Annotated in this window: 15 protein-coding genes; 6 read left to right on the top strand and 9 right to left on the bottom strand. The window is 69.9% G+C overall.

What is annotated here, in order from left to right; genetic code table 11:
• Window positions 1–14 precede the first annotated feature (14 nt).
• Genes fdhF through EL288_RS17560 form a run of 3 tightly spaced genes read right to left on the bottom strand, consistent with a single transcriptional unit; the run spans window position 15 to window position 5,043 of the window.
• On the bottom strand, window positions 15–2,891 hold the full coding sequence (fdhF, locus tag EL288_RS17570) for a formate dehydrogenase subunit alpha (RefSeq protein ID WP_003809310.1): 2,877 nt from the start codon (window positions 2,889–2,891) through the stop codon (window positions 15–17).
• Between the two features lie 17 nt (window positions 2,892–2,908).
• Window positions 2,909–4,489 carry a formate dehydrogenase beta subunit gene (locus tag EL288_RS17565; protein WP_033459350.1) on the bottom strand — a complete coding sequence of 527 codons (1,581 nt, stop codon included), beginning with the start codon at window positions 4,487–4,489 and terminating at the stop codon, window positions 2,909–2,911.
• Entirely contained in the window at window positions 4,486–5,043 is a 558-nt protein-coding gene (locus EL288_RS17560) for a formate dehydrogenase subunit gamma (protein WP_003809315.1), read from the bottom strand. Before EL288_RS17560 ends, EL288_RS17565 begins: the two co-directional genes overlap by 4 nt.
• A gap of 149 nt (window positions 5,044–5,192) precedes the next feature.
• Here EL288_RS17560 and EL288_RS17555 point away from each other — a divergent pair, with 149 nt between their 5' ends.
• The gene (locus EL288_RS17555) at window positions 5,193–6,299 is read left to right on the top strand and encodes a substrate-binding domain-containing protein (RefSeq protein WP_003809317.1); all 1,107 of its coding nucleotides are present in this window, start codon (window positions 5,193–5,195) and stop codon (window positions 6,297–6,299) included.
• Window positions 6,300–6,309: 10 nt separating this feature from the next.
• On the top strand, window positions 6,310–7,407 hold the full coding sequence (gene moaA / locus EL288_RS17550; RefSeq protein WP_003809318.1) for a GTP 3',8-cyclase MoaA: 1,098 nt from the start codon (window positions 6,310–6,312) through the stop codon (window positions 7,405–7,407).
• A 187-nt stretch (window positions 7,408–7,594) separates the two neighbouring features.
• On the opposite strand, the gene EL288_RS17545 is transcribed toward moaA, so the two are convergent.
• The 5 genes from EL288_RS17545 to moaC are packed head-to-tail and all read right to left on the bottom strand — an operon-like array spanning window position 7,595 to window position 10,530.
• The gene (locus EL288_RS17545; RefSeq protein ID WP_003809319.1) at window positions 7,595–8,800 is read right to left on the bottom strand and encodes a molybdopterin molybdotransferase MoeA; all 1,206 of its coding nucleotides are present in this window, start codon (window positions 8,798–8,800) and stop codon (window positions 7,595–7,597) included.
• 6 nt (window positions 8,801–8,806) lie between these two features.
• A complete protein-coding gene (gene moaB, locus EL288_RS17540) occupies window positions 8,807–9,328 on the bottom strand; it encodes a molybdenum cofactor biosynthesis protein B (RefSeq protein ID WP_003809327.1) in 522 nt (173 codons plus the stop codon).
• Window positions 9,325–9,816 (bottom strand): molybdenum cofactor biosynthesis protein MoaE, encoded by a 492-nt coding sequence (locus EL288_RS17535; RefSeq protein ID WP_003809329.1) that lies wholly within the window; start codon window positions 9,814–9,816, stop codon window positions 9,325–9,327. The genes moaB and EL288_RS17535 overlap by 4 nt, the downstream gene beginning before the upstream one ends.
• Entirely contained in the window at window positions 9,813–10,064 is a 252-nt protein-coding gene (locus EL288_RS17530) for a MoaD/ThiS family protein (RefSeq protein ID WP_003809331.1), read from the bottom strand. Before EL288_RS17530 ends, EL288_RS17535 begins: the two co-directional genes overlap by 4 nt.
• Window positions 10,045–10,530: a cyclic pyranopterin monophosphate synthase MoaC gene (moaC, locus tag EL288_RS17525; RefSeq protein WP_003809338.1), complete on the bottom strand. Its 486-nt coding sequence runs from the start codon at window positions 10,528–10,530 to the stop codon at window positions 10,045–10,047. Before moaC ends, EL288_RS17530 begins: the two co-directional genes overlap by 20 nt.
• Before the next feature lie 135 nt (window positions 10,531–10,665).
• Here moaC and EL288_RS17520 point away from each other — a divergent pair, with 135 nt between their 5' ends.
• A complete protein-coding gene (locus EL288_RS17520) occupies window positions 10,666–14,127 on the top strand; it encodes a DUF748 domain-containing protein (protein WP_126621997.1) in 3,462 nt (1,153 codons plus the stop codon).
• A 17-nt stretch (window positions 14,128–14,144) separates the two neighbouring features.
• Window positions 14,145–15,029, top strand: coding sequence for a dienelactone hydrolase family protein (locus EL288_RS17515; protein WP_033446869.1), 885 nt, complete (start codon window positions 14,145–14,147; stop codon window positions 15,027–15,029).
• Between the two features lie 9 nt (window positions 15,030–15,038).
• On the opposite strand, the gene EL288_RS17510 is transcribed toward EL288_RS17515, so the two are convergent.
• Window positions 15,039–15,470 carry a hypothetical protein gene (locus tag EL288_RS17510; RefSeq protein ID WP_003809344.1) on the bottom strand — a complete coding sequence of 144 codons (432 nt, stop codon included), beginning with the start codon at window positions 15,468–15,470 and terminating at the stop codon, window positions 15,039–15,041.
• A 238-nt stretch (window positions 15,471–15,708) separates the two neighbouring features.
• Between EL288_RS17510 and EL288_RS17505 the strand changes: the two genes are divergently transcribed.
• Both EL288_RS17505 and EL288_RS17500 read left to right on the top strand, forming a co-directional pair.
• Window positions 15,709–16,212: a peroxiredoxin gene (locus EL288_RS17505; protein WP_003809348.1), complete on the top strand. Its 504-nt coding sequence runs from the start codon at window positions 15,709–15,711 to the stop codon at window positions 16,210–16,212.
• 77 nt (window positions 16,213–16,289) lie between these two features.
• Window positions 16,290–17,690, top strand: coding sequence for an MFS transporter (locus tag EL288_RS17500; RefSeq protein WP_033446871.1), 1,401 nt, complete (start codon window positions 16,290–16,292; stop codon window positions 17,688–17,690).
• Window positions 17,691–17,745: the final 55 nt, after the last annotated feature.

The following is a 17,745-nucleotide window of genomic DNA, read 5'->3' as shown; positions in this document are numbered from 1 at the left end:
GCGGTGCTCCGGGGCTACTTGTTGGCGAGCGCCGGTTCGGTCTCGCGGGCGCGTTCGTGCAGCAGTTTCTGCTGGACGTCCGCAAAGCGCGACCATTGCCGTTGCCATTCCGACGGTTGCGACACGCGGGTCACCTGCACGGCGGTGACCTTGTATTCGGGGCAGTTGGTGGCCCAGTCGGAGTTGTCGGTGGTGACGACGTTGGCGCCCGATTCGGGGAAGTGGAACGTCGTATATACCACGCCCGGCTGTACCCGGTCGGTCAGGGTGGCCCGCAGCACGGTTTCGCCGGCGCGGCTCTGGATGCCGACCCAGTCGCCGTCGGCCACGCCGCGCTCCTGGGCGTCGTGCGGATGGATCTCCAGCACGTCCTCGCCGTGCCACATGACGTTGGGCGTGCGGCGGGTCTGGGCGCCCACGTTGTACTGCGACAGGATGCGCCCGGTGGTCAGCAGCAGCGGATAGCGGCGCGTGCTGCGTTCGTCGGTGGCGACGTACTTGGTCAGCATGAAGCGCCCGCGGCCGCGCACGAATTCGTCGATGTGCATGGTGGGCGTGCCCTCGGGCGCGTCCTCGTTGCAGGGCCACTGGATGCTGCCCAGGCGGTCCAGTTTCTCGTAGGTCACGCCGGCGAAGGTGGGCGTCAGGCGCGCGATCTCGTCCATGATCTCGCTCGGATGCGCGTAGTGCATGGGGTAGTCCAGGGCGTTGGACAGCGCCATGGTGATTTCCCAGTCGGCCATGCCGTTGCGCGGCCGCATGACCTTGCGCACGCGCGAGATGCGCCGTTCGGCGTTGGTGAACGTGCCGTCCTTCTCCAGGAACGACGAGCCCGGCAGGAAGACGTGCGCGTACTTGGCGGTTTCGTTCAGGAACAGGTCCTGCACCACGATGCATTCCATCGCCGACAGCGCCGCCGCCACGTGCTGCGTGTTGGGGTCGGACTGCACGATGTCCTCGCCCTGGCAGTACAGGCCCAGGAAGCTGCCGCCCAGCGCCGCCTCGAACATGTTGGGGATGCGCAGGCCCGGTTCGGGCTGCAGCGTCACGCCCCAGTCGCGTTCGAACTCGCCGCGCACGGCGTCGTCGGAGATGTGGCGATAGCCGGGCAGCTCGTGCGGGAACGAGCCCATGTCGCACGATCCCTGCACGTTGTTCTGGCCGCGCAGCGGGTTGACCCCCACGCCTTCGCGGCCGATGTTGCCGGTGGCCATGGCCAGGTTGGCGATCGCCATCACGGTGGTCGAGCCCTGGCTGTGTTCGGTCACGCCCAGGCCGTAGTAGATCGAGCCGTTGCCGCCGGTGGCATACAGGCGCGCGGCGCCGCGCACCAGCTGGGCGGGCACGCCGGTGACTTCCTGCATGGCCTCGGGCGAGTTCTCGGCGCGCGCCACGAATTCGCGCCACATGTCGAACGAGGGCGCCTCGCACCGTTCGGCCACGAAGGATTCGGCGACCAGGCCCTCGGTCACGATGACGTGCGCCATCGCGGTCAGCAGCGCCACGTTGGTGCCGGGGCGCACCTGCAGGTGGAAGTCGGCCTTCACGTGCGGCGCGCTGACCAGCTCGATGCGGCGCGGGTCGATCACGATCAGGCGGGCGCCTTCGCGCAGGCGGCGCTTGAGCCGCGAGGCGAACACCGGGTGGGCGCTGCTGGGGTTGGCGCCCATCACGATGACCACGTCGGTATGCATGACCGAATCGAAGGTCTGCGTGCCGGCGGATTCGCCCAGCGTCTGCTTCAGCCCGTAGCCGGTGGGCGAATGGCACACGCGCGCGCAGGTGTCGACGTTGTTGGTGCCGAATGCGGCGCGCACCAGCTTCTGCACCAGCCAGGTCTCCTCGTTGGTGCAGCGCGACGAGGTAATGCCGCCGATGGCGTCGCGGCCGTGGGCGGCCTGGATGCGGCGGAACTCGGAAGCGGCGTGGCCGATCGCCTCCTCCCAGGAGACTTCGCGCCACGGGTCGGTGATGCGCTGGCGGATCATGGGCTTGAGCACGCGCTCCTTGTGGGTGGTGTAGCCCCACGCGAAGCGGCCCTTGACGCACGAGTGTCCGCGGTTGGCCTGGCCGTCCTTCCACGGCACCATGCGGACCACTTCCTCGCCTTTCATCTCGGCCTTGAAGCCGCAACCCACGCCGCAGTAGGCGCAGGTGGTGATGACCGAGTGCTCGGCCTGGCCGAGCATGATGATGGACTTCTCCTGCAGCGTCGAGGTCGGACAGGCCTGTACGCAGGCGCCGCACGATACGCATTCGCTGTCCATGAACGGCTGGTCCTGGCCGGGCGACACGCGCGAGGCGAAGCCCTTGCCGGAGATGGTCAGCGCGAACGTGCCCTGGGTTTCCTCGCAGGCGCGCACGCAGCGGTTGCAGACGATGCACTTGGACGGGTCGTACGTGAAGTACGGGTTGGATTCGTCCTTGGCCTCGGCCAGGTGGTTCTCGCCGTCGTAGCCGTAGCGCACTTCGCGCAGGCCCACCACGCCGGCCATGTCCTGCAGCTCGCAATCGCCATTGGCCGGGCAGGTCAGGCAGTCGAGCGGGTGGTCGGAGATGTACAGCTCCATGACGCCGCGGCGCAGGTCGCGCAGCCTGGCGTTCTCGGTCTGCACCACCATGCCGGCCTCGACCGGCGTGGTGCACGACGCGGGATAGCCGCGCCGGCCTTCGATCTGCACCAGGCACAGGCGGCACGAGCCGAACGGCTCCAGGCTGTCGGTGGCGCACAGCTTCGGAATGTTGATGCCGGCCTCGGCGGCCGCGCGCATCACCGAGGTGCCGGCCGGCACGCTGACCGGCTGGCCATCGATGGTCAGGGTGACGAGTTGGGCGGATTCGCGCGCGGGCGTGCCCAGGTCGCGGTCGCGCTTGATGACGGTTTCGAGCATGGCGGTCTCGTAGGCGTTCAGGCCGGCTGCGCGGCGGGTTGCGGGGCGAGCCCGAAGTCTTCGGGGAAGTGGTTCAGGGCCGACAGCACCGGATAGGGGGCCATGCCGCCCAGCGCGCACAGCGAGCCGGCCAGCATGGTGTCGCACAGGTCGCGCAGCAGATGCACGCGCTGTTCGCGTTGCGGCCCGCCGGCGACGATCTTGTCGATGGTTTCCACGCCGCGGGTCGAGCCGATGCGGCAGGGCGTGCATTTGCCGCACGATTCGATGGCGCAGAACTCCATCGCGTAGCGGGCCATGCGCGCCATGTCGACCGTGTCGTCGAAGGCCACCAGGCCGCCATGGCCGACCATGGCCGAGATCTGCACATAGGCCTCGTAGTCCAGCGGCACATCCCATTGCGATTCGGGCAGGTAGGCGCCCAGCGGGCCGCCCACCTGCACCGCGCGCAGCGGCCGGCCGCTGGCGCTGCCGCCGCCGAAGCCATAGAGCAGGTCGCGCAGCGTCAGGCCGAAGGCCTTCTCGACCAGGCCGCCGTGCCTGAGATTGCCGGCCAGCTGGAACGGCAGCGTGCCGTGCGAGCGGCCCACGCCGAAGTCGCGGTAATGGGCCGCGCCGCGCGCCATGATGGTGGGCACCGTGGCCAGCGAAATCACGTTGTTGATGACCGTGGGCAGGCCGAACAGGCCGGCGATGGCCGGCAGAGGCGGCTTGGCGCGCACCACGCCGCGCTTGCCTTCCAGGCTTTCCAGCAGCGAGGTCTCCTCGCCGCAGATATAGGCGCCGGCGCCCTCGCGGACTTCCAGGTCGAAGCGCTGCCCGCTGCCGTGGATATCGTCGCCCAGCCAGCCGACCTCGCGGGCGCGCGCGATGGCCTGCCGCAGCGTGGCGATGGCGTGCGGATACTCCGAGCGCACGTAGATATAGCCGTACGTGGCGCCCACCGCCAGGCCGGCGATGGTCATGCCTTCGATCAGCGAGTAGGGATCGCCTTCCATCAGCAGGCGGTCGGCGAAGGTGCCCGAGTCGCCCTCGTCGGCGTTGCAGACGATGTACTTGCGCGGCGCCGGCGTGGTCAGCACGGTCTTCCACTTGATGCCGGTCGGAAACGCCGCGCCGCCGCGCCCGCGCAGGCCCGAGGCGCTGACTTCGTCGACGATCTGCTCGGCGCTCATGGCCAGCGCCCGGTTCAGCCCGGCCAGTCCGCCGTGCGCGGCATAGTCCTGCAGCGACAGCGGGTCGATCACGCCGACGCGGGCGAACGTCAGGCGTTCCTGGTGCTTGAGGTACGGGATCTCGTCGGTCAGGCCCAGCCGCAGCGGATGCGCGCCGCCGTCCAGCCAGCCGGCCTCGAACAGCGCGGCCACGTCTTCGGGCTGCACCGGGCCGTAGGCGATGCGGCCGGCCGGCGTGGCCACTTCGACCAGCGGCTCCAGCCACAGCATGCCGCGCGAGCCGTTGCGCACGATGCGCACCGGCAGGTCCAGGGCCGCGGCCTGTTGCGCGATGGCCTGCGCCACGGCGTCGGCGTCCATGGCCAGCGCCGCGGCATCGCGCGGCACGTAGACGGTGATGGGGGTGGTCAGCGGCGCGTTCATGGCGTGGCCTCGATGGCGCGGGCCAGCAGGCGGTCCAGCTTGGCGGGGGTGACGCGGGCGTGGGGCTGGCCGTCGATCATCACGGCCGGCGACTGGGCGCACAGGCCCAGGCAGTACACCGGCTCCAGCGTACAGCTGCCGTCGGCGGCGGTGGCGTGGAACTCGCAGCCCAGCCGCTGGCGCGCATGCGCGGCCAGCGCGTCGCCGCCCATGGCCTGACAGGACTCGGCCCGGCAGATTTCCAGCACATGGCGGCCCGCCGGCTCGCTGCGGAAATGCGGATAGAAGGTGATGACGCCGTGTACTTCGGCGCGCGACAGGCTGAGCGTCTCGGCGATGGTCTGGACCGCTTCGGGCGGAATGAAACCCAGCTCGTCCTGCACCGCGTGCAGCACGGGCAGCAAGGCGCCGGGCTGGTCCTTCATGGCGGCCAGCAGGCGCGCGGTCGTGGCGATGGCGGGGCTGGCCGAATGTTCGGCGCTCTCCATCGCCAGGGCGCCGCCGCGGGCGCCGGCGCTGGAGGCGAGGTCGGTCTTCGCCGGATGGGCAGGCATGGCATTGTCTCCGGATGCGGGGCGGCGGCAGGCGCGCGCCCGGGTCGTTCACTGGGCGAATATATGTTATTCAGTACATATTAAATTCGCGCACAAAGGCCTTTTCCGCTACTCTAGTCGCCTATCTTGTTGGGTTCAATAAGAAATAAATGACATATAAATTCCGCATCGGCCTGCGGCCGCAATGGGTGCTGGAGGGGGGCGAGGGCGCCGCCGGCCAGCCCCTGCAGGACATGCTGGCGCTGCTGGCCGCCATCGACGACAGCGGCAACATCGCCGGCGCCTGCAAGACCTGCGGGTTGTCATACCGCCACGCCTGGGGCGTGCTGCGCCGTTTCGAGGCGCTGTTCGGCACGCCGCTGCTGGTCACGCGCCGGCGCCTGGGCACGGCGCTGTCGCCGTTCGCCCAGCGCCTGCTGTGGGCCAACCGGCGCATCGATGCGCGGCTGATGCCCACGCTGGAGAGCCTGGCCTCCGAGCTGCAGGAAGAACTGGAGCGCCTGCTGCCCGAAAGCGGGCCGCACCTGCGCCTGCACGCCAGCCACGGCTTCGCGGTCGAGGCGCTGATGCAGCACCTGGACACGCGCCTGCCTGGCGTGGAGCTGCGCTACCGCACGGCCGCCGAGGCGCTGGCCTCGCTGCGCGGCAACGATTGCGACCTGGCCGGCTTCCAGGTGCCCCAGGGCGAATTCGAGGCGCCCATCCTGCGCCTGTATGCCCAGTGGCTGGACCCCGACGAACACCTGCTGATCCACCTGGCCGTGCGCAATACCGGGCTGTTCGTGGTGGCGGGCAATCCCAAGGGCATAGGCGGGGTGGCGGACCTGGCGCGCGCGGACGTGCGCTTCGTCAACCGCCAGGCCGGCTCCAGCACGTACTACCTGGTCAACCTCATGCTGCAGCGCGCCGGGGTCGCGCCGGCGGCGGTGCAGGGTTACCAGAACAATGAATTCACGCACATGGCGGTCGCCGCCCATATCGCCAGCGGCATGGCCGACACCGGCATCGGGGTCGAAACCGCGGCGCGGCGCTTCGGACTGGACTTCATCCCGCTGGTGCGCGAACGCTATTTCTTCGCCATCCGCAAGACGGCGCTGGAGAGCGCGGCCATGCGCGCGCTGCTCGAAGGCATGCGCAGCCCCGAATACCGCGGGTTCGTCGGCCAGCTGCCCGGCTACGATGCCAGCGATACCGGCGCCATCCAGACCCTGGAGCAGGCATTCGCCCGCGATTTCCGGCCGCGCGCCGCGCTATGATCGACTATCTATGAGCAAAGTCATTTTCCTGACCGATCGCCGCCAGGCCGACCTGGCGGCGCCGAGCGCGGATCTGCCGCCGGCCGGCGAGCCCGCGCGGGACGTGCGCGCCCGGCCGCTGCGCGACCTGCGCATTTCCGTCACCGACCGCTGCAACTTCCGCTGCACGTACTGCATGCCGCGCGAAGTGTTCGACAGCAGCTATGCGTTCATGCCGCACTCGGCGCTGCTGTCGTTCGAGGAAATCGCCCGGCTGGCCGCGCAGTTTGCCCGCCTGGGCGTCGAGAAGATCCGCCTGACCGGCGGCGAGCCGCTGCTGCGCAAGAACATCGAAACCCTGGTCGGCATGCTCGCCGAACTGCGCACGCCCGCTGGCCGCCCGCTGGACCTCACGCTGACCACCAACGGCAGCCTGCTGGCGCGCAAGGCGGCGGCGCTGAAGCAGGCCGGCCTGTCGCGCGTCACCGTCAGCCTGGACGCGCTGGATGCGGCGCTGTTCGCGCGCATGAGCGACAGCAACTTCAGCCCCGACGACGTGCTGCGCGGCATCGACGCCGCCGCCGAGGCGGGGCTGGCGCCGGTCAAGGTCAACATGGTGGTGCGGCGTGGCCTGAACGACGGCGAGATCCTGCCCATGGCGCGGCGCTTTCGCGGCAGCGGGCATATCCTGCGCTTCATCGAGTACATGGACGTGGGCAGCACCAACGGGTGGAACCTGTCCGAAGTGGTGCCCAGCGACGAGGTCCTGGCGCGCATCGCCGAGCACCATCCGCTGGCGCCGCTGGACACGCCGGTCATGGGCCGGGTGGCCGAACGCTGGCGCTACGACGATGGCGGCGGCGAAATCGGCGTCATCTCCAGCGTCACGCACGCCTTCTGTTCGGGCTGTACGCGGGCGCGCCTGTCGCCCGAGGGCCGGCTGTTCCTGTGCCTGTTCGCCTCGCACGGCCACGACCTGCGCGCGCCGCTGCGCGAAGGCGCCGACGACGACAGCCTGGCGCGCATCCTGACCGGCATCTGGGGCCAGCGCGACGACAACTACTCCGAACGGCGCGGCCAGGGCGGCGGCGCGGCCGACCGCATCGAGATGAGCTACATCGGAGGGTGAGCGCGGTGCCTGTCCCCGTGGGGACAGGCACCTGCGGCGTGCCTCGGAGCCTGTCCCTGCGGGGACTGGCTCCGAGGGGCTTGCGGGACAGGCATCAGGTTTGCAGGTGCCAGTCCCCATGCGGGGACAGGCACTCGGGGGTAGGTTTGCGGGTGCCAGTCCCCATGCGGGGACAGGCACCCGGGGGTCAGGCGAGCCAGTGTCTCAGGTCGTAGTATCCGACGCGTTCGCCGTCGTTGACGGGGACGCCGGCGGGCAGGCGGGCCAGGCCGGTGGACCAGGGCACGGAGGTGATGATGGCCGAGTCCTGGTTGCCGAAGGGCTGCAGTTCGCCGGCGCCGTCTTCGGTGGCGCGCCATTGCACGCGCAGGAATTCCTCGCGGCTGTCCTGGCGCGGCCGTTCGGTGCGCAGCGGCAGGCGGCTGACGGCCGGATAGAGTTCGGCGCGGCCTTGCATGCGCCGCACCAGCGGCGATACCAGTAGCGCGAACACCGCATAGCTGGAGACCGGGTTGCCCGGCAGGCACACGACCGGCTTGCCGTCGATGTGCGCCAGCGCGACCGGCTTGCCCGGTTTCATGCGCACTTTCCACAGCCCCAGTTCGCCGCCCAGCGCTTCCAGCACCGGCTTGACCAGGTCGCGCTCGCCGACCGAGACCCCGCCCGAACTGAGCACCAGGTCGCTGTCGGCCAGCAGCGTGCGCAGCGCCGCGCGCAGCGCGTCTTCGTCGTCGCGCGCATGCAGCACGTGCGAAACCTGCGCGCCCATGCCGCGCACCAGCGCCGCCAGCATCGGGCCGTTGGAGTTGTAGATCTGCTGCGCGGCGCGCGGCTGTCCGGGCGCGACCAGTTCGTCGCCCGTGGTCAGCACGCCGATGCGCAGCCTGGCGCGCACCGGTACGCTGGCCAGGCCCTGGGTTCCCAGCAGGCCGACGTGGCCGGCATGCAGCAGGGTGCCGGCGTCCAGCAGCGGCCGTCCGGCGGTGGTGCCGTCGCCGCGCTTGCGTATCCATTGGCCGAGCGTGGGCGCCTGGGTGATTTCCACCTGGCCGTCGGCTTCGCGCGCGTCTTCCTGCATGACGACGGTGTCCGCGCCGGCGGGGATGAGGCTGCCGGTGAACAGGCGCGTGGCCTGGCCGGGGATCAGCGCTTGCGGCATGTCGCCCGCGTAGGCGCGCTGCTGGACCGGCATGCGCGCGCCGGCCTGGTAATCGGCCAGGCGTATGGCGTAGCCGTCCATGGCGCTGTTGTCGGCCGGGGGCAGGTCCACGGTGGCGGCCAGGTCGGTCGCCAGCACGCGGCCGTCGGCCTGTTCGAGCGCCACGTGTTCGGTGCCGGCCACGGGTGCGCCGGCCTGCGCCAGCAATTGCTGGGCTTGGTCGAATTCAAGCATGATGGGTCAGTCCGCGTCCGGCTTGGCGCGGTAGTGCATGGCGAAATTGCAGGGTTTGTGGGCGTCGTCGAGCTGTTCGCGGATGATGCGGTTCCAGCCCAGCTTGCAGGCGTGGTTGGAGCCCGGCATGCAGAAGATGACGGTATCGTTGGCGGTGCCGGCCAGCGCGCTGGACTGCACGGCCGAACTGCCGATCTCCTCGTACGAGAGCTGGCGGAACAGCTCGCCGAAACCCTCGATGGTCTTGTCGAACAAGGGTTCGATGGCCTGGGCGGTGCAGTCGCGCGGCGTGAAGCCGGTGCCGCCGGACACCAGGATGACCTGGACCGCGGGGTCGGCGATCCATTCGCTGATGACGCGGCGGATCTGGTAGAGATCCTTCTTGACCAGGTCGCGCCGCACGCACATGTGCCCGGCGTGCGCCAGGCTCTCGGCCAGCATGTTGCCCGAGGTGTCGTCGCCGGCGCTGCGCGAGTCGCTGACGGTGAGGATGGCGCAGGCCAGCGAAACCTGCTTGGCGTCGTTCATGGATGCTCCTTGGTGGGCGTGTCCGGGTCGTCCCAGGACTGGGTGCGGTCGGCGTCGGATTGGCGCTGCTCCACCCAGAAGCTGTCGCCGGCAGCCAGGGTTTCGCGTTTCCAGAAGGGCGCCCGCGTCTTCAAGGCGTCGATGATGTACTCGCAGCCGCGAAAGGCGTCGCCGCGATGCGCGCTGGCGGCCGCCACGAACACGATCTGCGCGCCGCGCGGCAGGGCGCCCACCCGGTGGGCGATGACCGTGCCGGCCAGATCCCAGCGCTCGCGCGCGGTGGCCGCGATGGTTTCCAGCTCGCGTTCGCACATGCCGGGATAGTGGTCGAGATACAGCGTCTCGGTGGCCTGCTCGGGCGCGAAGTCGCGCACGTAGCCCACGAACGTGACGATTGCGCCGGCCTGTCCGCCGACGCGTTCGCGCAGCGCCGCCAGCAGGGCGGCGCCGTCGAAATCGGCTTCCTGGACGATAACCATGATGTTCAACCCCCGGTCACCGGTTCGAAGACCGCGACCTCGTCGCCCGGGCGCACCGCCGCGCCCACCTTGACATGCGTCTGGTTGACGGCCAGCTTCAGGCGCTCGGCCGGCTCCAGCTGCGGATAGCGTGCCGCCAGCGCGGCCAGCAGCTGCGCGCCGGTCACGGTTTCGGCCAGCGGCCAGTCTTCGGTGCGCTTGCCGACGAGTTCGGCCACGCGCGCGAAATACAGAACCTTAATCGTTGCGCCACTCACCGCTTTTTCCTCCAGCCTTGTATTGCAGGCGTATCTGTTCGATGACGATGCCCTTGTCGGCGGCCTTGCACATGTCGTAGATGGTCAGCGCCGCGACGCTGCAGGCCGTCATGGCCTCCATTTCCACGCCGGTCTTGTACTGGGTGCGGCAGGTGGCGCGGATATGCACGCTGTACGCGGCCTCGTCGAGCTCGAAGTCGATGCCCACGAAGGCCAGCGGCAGGCTGTGGCACAGCGGGATCAGTTCGGCGCAGCGCTTGGCCGCCAGCACGGCCGCCACGCGCGCGGTGTTGAGCACCTCGCCCTTGCCCTGGCCGGGCTGGGTCAGCAGCCCGTAGGCGGTCGCGTTCATGCGCACGCTGCCGCGCGCGATGGCGACCCGGTCGGTGTCGGTCTTGTGGCCGACATCGACCATACGGATCTGGCCCGATTCGTCCAGGTGGCTCAGGGTGGGGGTAGTAGACATGGCGCGGCCGCTGTGGATCGTCAAATATTGAAAGTACCCGGCCCTTGGGGTATGCCTCGGGGCCAAGCATGCCTATCATAGACGAGCCGCGATAGCGGCGCGATAATCCCCCCAATCCGTGTCGGGAGTTGCCCAATGCCTGTGCGAATGCCCGGAGTGAGACTCACCCGCCGTACCGTGAAAGTCCTCCTGGCGACCGTGCTGGTCGTGCTGCTGCTGGCCGGCCTGGCGGCGTGGCAGGTGCCGCGCATCGTGCGCGGCGCGCTGACGCAGGACGTCTCCGCCATGCTGGGCCGCGACGTCAGCGTGGGCAAGATCCGCTTCAATCCATTCACGCTCACCCTGCGCGCCCACGACCTGGCGCTGGCGCAGCCCGAGGGCGCCGCGCCGCTGCTGCAGGTGGCCGAACTGGACGTCAGCGCGTCCTGGATGTCGCTGTTCTGGTTCGCGCCGGTGGTCGACTCGCTGGTGGTGCGCCAGCCCAGGATCGCGCTGGTGCGCGAAGACGTCACCCGCTTCAATTTCTCCGACATCCAGCAAAAAGTCGCCGACATGACGGCGCAGTCGCCGCCCGAGCCCGAGCCCGAAGCGGGCCCGCCGCGCTTCTCGCTGAACAACATGGTGCTCGAAGGCGGCGAGATCACGCTGGACGACAAAGTGTCCGGGCGCCAGCAGCGCATCGACGAGATCGCCCTGGGCGTGCCGTTCATCTCGACCTTCGGCTATGCCACCGACATCGACGTGCAGCCGCGCGTGCACATGCGCATCAATGGCAGTCCGTTCGACCTGACCGGCGTGGCGCGGCCGTTCGATACAGTGCCCAGCTCGACGCTGGACGTGTCGTTCGCCGGGCTGGAGCTCGAGAAATGGGCCGACGCCTGGCCCCTGCCGTTGCCGGTCAAGCTGGAGCGCGCGCTGCTGGACTCCGACCTGCAGGTCCTGTTCGAGCAGCCCAAGGACGCGGCGCCGCGCATCAAGGTGGTGGGCGAACTGGGCCTGCGCCAGCTGGATGTGCGCGAGTCGTCCGGCGATGTGCTGGCGCAATGGAGCGCGCTGGCCGTGCGCCGTATCGCCTTCGAGCCCATGCAGCGCAGCCTGTACGTCGGCGAGGTCGAACTGTGGTCGCCCCAGATCCAGACGCGGCGCTACGCCGACCAGCGCCTGAACTGGCTGGACATCGCGCAGAAGCTGCAGAAACTGGGCGCCGGCGATGCGCCGGCCAAGCCGGCGGCTGCTCCCGCACCGACGCCCGCACCCGCACCCGCACCCGCACCCGCACCCGCGCAGGCGTCCGCGTCGGCAACGCCGGCCGCCGCCCAGGCGGCCGCCGCGCCGCAGGCCAGCGCCGCGGCGGCTGCGCCCGACGCGTGGCACGTGGTCGTGGATGCGATCAATGTCAGGGATGCCGAGCTGCACTTGCGCGATGCGGTCACCAAGCTGGACTACGTGATGAACGGCGTGGGCGCCACGGTCGAGGGGCTGGAGCTGCCGCAGCCGCCGGACCGGCCGATCGGCCTGTGGCTGACCATGGACAGCACCATCGACGGCAGCTGGCTGCGCGCCAAGGGGCCCTTGACGCTGGAGCCGCTGAACCTCGACGTCAAGGTGGAGCTCGACAGGCTGGCCCTGGCGCGCCTGGCGCCGGCGGTGCGGGCCAGCGCGCCCATCCTGGTCGAGGACGGCCGCCTGGGGGCGCAGGCGCGCGTGCGGGTGGCGCAGCGCGACGGCGCCACGCAGGTCGTCGCCGAAGACGCGGCGCTGCGGCTGTCGGACCTGAGCCTGCGCGACGAGTCGGTCAAGCCCGCGGTGCCGGTCAGCGTGAAACAGTTCGAGGCCCGTTTCGACCGGCTGGCGCCCGACGCCCAGCCGTCGCCCTTCACCCTGAAGGCCGACGGCGTGCAGGGCGAGGGCGCGCTTGCCATGCAGGGCAGCCTGACCGCGCAGCCGCTGGCGCTCAAGTCCAGCGTGGACCTCGCGCGCCTGGACCTGGCGCCGTTCGCGCCGTATATCGCCTCCAGCCTGAACGCCACGGTGCGGGCCATCAACCTCAGCGCGCGCGGCGACGCCGAATTCGCCGCGGCCGCCGGCGCCACGCCCATGAAGGCGGCCTGGCGCGGCGCGCTCGACGTCAACGACCTGGACCTCGCCGACCGCGTCAATCGCGACGACTTCATGCAATGGAAGCGGCTGGGCCTGGCCGGCATGCAGGTGTCGGTCAATGGCGACGCCTTTGCCGCCAACCTGGGCGACATCACGCTGGACGATTTCTACGGGCGCGTGCTGCTCAACGCCGAGGGCCGGCTCAACGTCATGGACCTGGTGGCCGAGCCCGGCCAGGCCGGCGGCTCCATCACCCAGGACACCCAGACCCGCGCCCGCGCCGCGGCGCCCGCCAAGCCGGGCCCGATGCCCGACATCGCGATCGGCAGCGTGACGCTCAAGGGCGGCAAGATGACGTTCACCGACCGCTTCGTCAAGCCCAACTACACGGCCGAGCTGTCGCGCATCGAGGGCTCGGTCTCGGCGGTGTCCTCGCGCCAGCCCAAGCCGGCCAAGGTCAACGTGGCGGGCCGCGTCTATACCTCCGCGCCGTTCTCCATCAGCGGCACGGTGCAGCCCTTCGCGCAGTTCCTGTCGCTGGACCTCAAGGCATCGGCCAAGGGGGTGGACCTGCCGCGCTTCACCACGTATTCGGCCAAGTACGTGGGCTATCCGATCAAGCGCGGCAAGCTGTCGCTGGACGTGCAGTACCAGATCAAGGACCGCGCGCTGCAGGCGAGCAACCGCGTCGTGCTCAACCAGCTGACCTTCGGCGACAAGACCGACAGCCCGGACGCGGTCAAGCTGCCGGTGCTGCTGGCGGTGGCGCTGCTCAAGGACAGCCGCGGCAACATCGACATCAACCTGCCGATCTCCGGCTCGCTGGACGATCCGCAGTTCTCGGTGGGCGGCATCATCGTGCGCGTGCTGGTCAACCTGGTGGTCAAGGCCGTGACCTCGCCCTTCACGCTGCTTGCCTCGGCCTTCGGCGGCGGCGAGGAGCTCTCGTACATCGAGTTCGATCCGGGCAGCGCGGCGCTCACGCCCGAGGCCGAAAGCCGCATCGAGACGCTGGCCAAGGCGCTGAACGACCGCCCGGGGCTGAAGCTGGACGTGGCTGGCCGCGCCGATCCCGCCAGCGACGAGGAAGGCCTGCGCCAGGCCTGGGTCGAGCGCCAGATCCGCCTGGCCAAGGCCCGCGATACCGCCGGCCGCGGCAAGAAGCCGGCGCCCGACGGCGTCGAGGTCGCGCCGGCCGAACGGGCCAAATACTTGGAAGAGGTCTACGACGATACTAAGATCGAAGGCAAGCCGCGCAATTTCATCGGCATGGCCAAGTCGATCCCGGCCGAGCAGATGGAGGCGCTGCTGCGCGGCGCCGCGCCCCTGGGCGCCGACGACCTGCGCAAGCTGGCCGACGCGCGCGCGCAGGCCGTCTATGAAAAGCTGCAGGCCGAAGGGCCGGCCGACCGTATTTTCGTCGTAGCGCCCCAGCTCGACGCCGACGGCATCAAGGATGACGGCAAGCCGACGCGCGTGGACTTTTCCCTGAAGTGACGCACCGGAGGTTCCCCATGACCGATGCAGATCCGCATTTCGACAGCCTGTTGCCGCCCTTGACGCTGACGCGGCGCGGCTTCGTCGTCACCAGCCTGGCGGCCGGCTTTTCGCTGGCGGCCGGCGCGGCCGCCGCGCAGAGCGCCATCCATACCGACGCGGCCGGGCTGACCGCCGGCAAGGTCGACATTCCCACCCCCGACGGCAAGATGCCGGCCTATCGCGCCGCGCCGGCCGGCAAGAAGGACCTGCCGACCCTGCTGGTGGTGTCCGAGATATTCGGGGTGCACGAGTACATCCAGGACGTATGCCGCCGCCTGGCCCGGCTGGGCTACCAGGCGGTCGCGCCCGAGCTGTTCGCCCGCTACGGCGACCCGACCGGCTATACCGACATCGGTCGCCTGCGCGCCGAGGTGGTGGACAAGGCCGGCGATCGCCAGGTGCTGGCCGACCTGGACGCGGCGGCGGCCTGGGCGGCCGCCAATGGCGGCAATTCGTCCCGCCTGGGCATACTGGGTTTTTGCTGGGGCGGCCGCATCGTGTGGCTGTACGCGGCGCACAATCCCGGACTGAAGGCCGGCGCCGCCTGGTACGGTCAGCTGGGCGGGCAGGCCAGCGAGCTCAAGCCGCGCTCGGTGCTGGAGTCGATCGGCGATCTCAAGGCGCCCGTGCTGGGCGCCTACGGCGGCAAGGACGCCGGCATCCCGCTGTCGGACGTGGACCGGATGCGATTGGCGCTGGCCAAGGGGCCGCGGGCCGCGCGCGACTCGCGCATCGACGTCTACCCGGAGGCGCCGCATGCGTTTCACGCCGACTACCGGCCCAGCTACCGCAAGGCCGAGGCCGAACAGGCCTGGCAGCGCATGCTGGACTGGTTCGGCCAGCACGGCCTGGCGGCGTAGCGCCGGCGTTCAGTCGGCGGGCTGGTCTTCGGGCAGCCCGTCGGTCGCCTCGGCGATCGCCTGTTTCATTTCGTCGTAGGTCATGGTGCGCTCGCGCTGGAAACTGGCCAGCGCGCCCGTGCAGCCGTCCACCCCCGAGGCGCGCATGTCCGCCATCATTTCGGCGCCTTCCTGCTGGCCGCGCGCATAGCGCTCGTCGAAACTGTCGAAGGCGTAGTGGTACTCATCGGCGTAGCGCCGCAGGTTCAGCCGCCAGGTTTCGGCATGCTGGGCCAGGTCCGGGGCCGAGGCGCCGCAGGTCCGCGCCGCGCCGTTGGCCGCGCCCGAGGTGAGCACGATCTGGTCGAAGATGGCCTGGCCGGCCGGGTCGGCGCCGGCCTGGGCGCAGGCCGCGCCGCTTGCGGCCGCCAGCAGCAGGGCGGCCAGGAAATGTCTGGTCATGAAGAGGCCTCCACATGGCGCCGCGCCGGGCGGCGTGGGCGTGGCACGCGTGTGCCGCGCAATCCTGCATTATGGCCAAAGCCGCGCCGTGGCCGGGCCGCTGGCGGTTTTGAGTCGTTTCAGACTGTGCGGGGTTTTTTCCGCGCCACGGCGCGCGGCGCGAAAACCGCGCAGGAACTATGATTGAGCCTTGCCGCGCCCGTTCGGGCGCACCTCACCCGAGAAACCGGAGAGCCTCATGACCATCAAAGTCGGCGATCGCGTGCCCGACGGCACGTTGACCGAATTCATCGAAACCGAAACCGCCGGCTGCACGCTGGGGCCCAATGCCTTCCAGGTTGCCGATCTCGTCAAGGGCAAGAAGATCGCCCTGTTCGCCGTGCCGGGCGCGTTCACGCCGACCTGCTCGGCCAAGCACCTGCCCGGCTATGTCGAGCAGGCCGCGGCGCTGCGCGCCAAGGGGATCGACGAAATCTGGTGCGTGGCGGTCAACGACGCGTTCGTGATGGGCGCGTGGGGCCGCGAGCAGCAGGCCGGCGGCAAGGTGCGCATGCTGGCCGACGGCTCGGCCCTGTGGACCACCGCGCTGGGCCTGGAGCTGGACCTGGTGCAGCGTGGCATGGGCGTGCGTTCGCAGCGCTATTCGGCGCTGATCGACGACGGCGTGGTCAAGCAGCTCAACATCGAGGCGCCTGGCAAGTTCGAAGTCAGCGACGCCGCCACCATGCTGGCCCAGGCCTGAGCCTTACGTAGTTGCTGTATGCCGCGGGCCATCGAGGCCCGCGGCCCGTTTTGCCGCAAGCGGACATCCGTGTTCCCATGCTAACCACGATTTCCTCATTCTCGTCGCTTTATTTTGCCACCCTGCTGATGCTGATCGGCACGGGCCTGTTCAATACCTACATGGGGCTGCGGCTGACCGCGCAGTCCGTCAACGAGATCTGGATCGGCGCGCTGATCGCAGGCTACTACCTGGGGCTGGTGTGCGGCGCGCGGCTGGGGCACAGGCTGATCATCCGGGTCGGCCATATCCGGGCCTTCGTGGCCTGCGCCGCCGTGGCCACCAGCATGATCCTGGCGCAGGCGCTGGTCGACCACCTGCCGCTGTGGCTGCTGCTGCGCCTGATATCGGGCATCGTGATGGTCACCGAGTTCATGGTGATCGAAAGCTGGCTCAACGAACAGACCGAAAACCACCAGCGCGGCCGTGTCTTCTCGGTGTACATGGTGGTGTCCGGCCTGGGCACGGTCCTGGGACAACTGGCCCTGACGGCCTACGCCACGCTCGACGACGGCCCGCTTACCCTGGTGGCCATGTGCCTGGTGCTGTGCCTGGTGCCGATCGCCGTGACCGCGCGCTCGCACCCGCCCACGCCGCTGCCCGCGCCGCTGGACCTGCGCTTTTTCGCCAGCCGTGTGCCGCTGTCCCTGACCGTGCTGTTCGTGGCGGGCAACCTGTCCGGCGCGTTCTACGGGCTGGCGGCCGTCTACGCCGCCAAGCACGGCCTGTCCACGTCGCAGTCGGCCATTTTCGTGGCCGCCGCGGTAACGGCCGGGCTGCTGTCGCAGTGGCCGATGGGCTGGCTGTCCGACCGCATCAACCGTGCCGGCCTGATCCGCTTCAACGCGGCGGTGCTGGTGCTGCTGCCGGTGCTGATGTGGGGCTGGATCGTGCTGCCGTACTGGGCGATGGTGGCGCTGTCGTGCGTGTTCGGCGTGCTGCAGTTCACCCTCTACCCGCTGGGCGCCGCCTTCGCCAACGACCACGTCGAACCCGAACGCCGTGTCGGCCTGAGCGCCATCCTGCTCATGACCTACGGCGTGGGCGCCTGCCTGGGGCCGCTGATCGCCGGCGTCATGATGTCGCTGGGAGGTCCCGGCATGTACTACGTGTTCATTTCCGCCTGCGCCGTGATCCTGGTCTGGCAGGTGCGGCCGGCGCGCGTTACCGGCGCCCACCAGGTGGACGAGGCGCCGGTGCACTTCGTGCCCATGCCCGACACCCTGCAAAGCTCGCCGGCGGCCGTCGCGCTCGATCCGCGCGTCGACCCCGACGTGGACATCACGATGGAAATGGCCGACCCCGGCCCCGACGTGGTCGAGCCGCCGGCGCCGGCCGGTCCGCCCGCGCCAGGCGCCGACAGCGAAAGCACGAGCGCGCCGCAGGCCGGCGAGCAGGCCGCGCCAGACGACACGGCAGCCCGGCGCACCGGAACCTGAGGCGCGCGGCCTGGGGAGCGACAGCCGCGGTAAAGGGTGCCTGTCCCCGCCGGGA

Source organism: Bordetella bronchiseptica (assembly GCF_900636925.1).
Lineage (GTDB): Bacteria > Pseudomonadota > Gammaproteobacteria > Burkholderiales > Burkholderiaceae_B > Bordetella > Bordetella pertussis.
The sequence above is the reverse complement of the archived record's forward strand: the minus strand, read 5'-3'. Positions and strand labels throughout refer to the sequence as shown.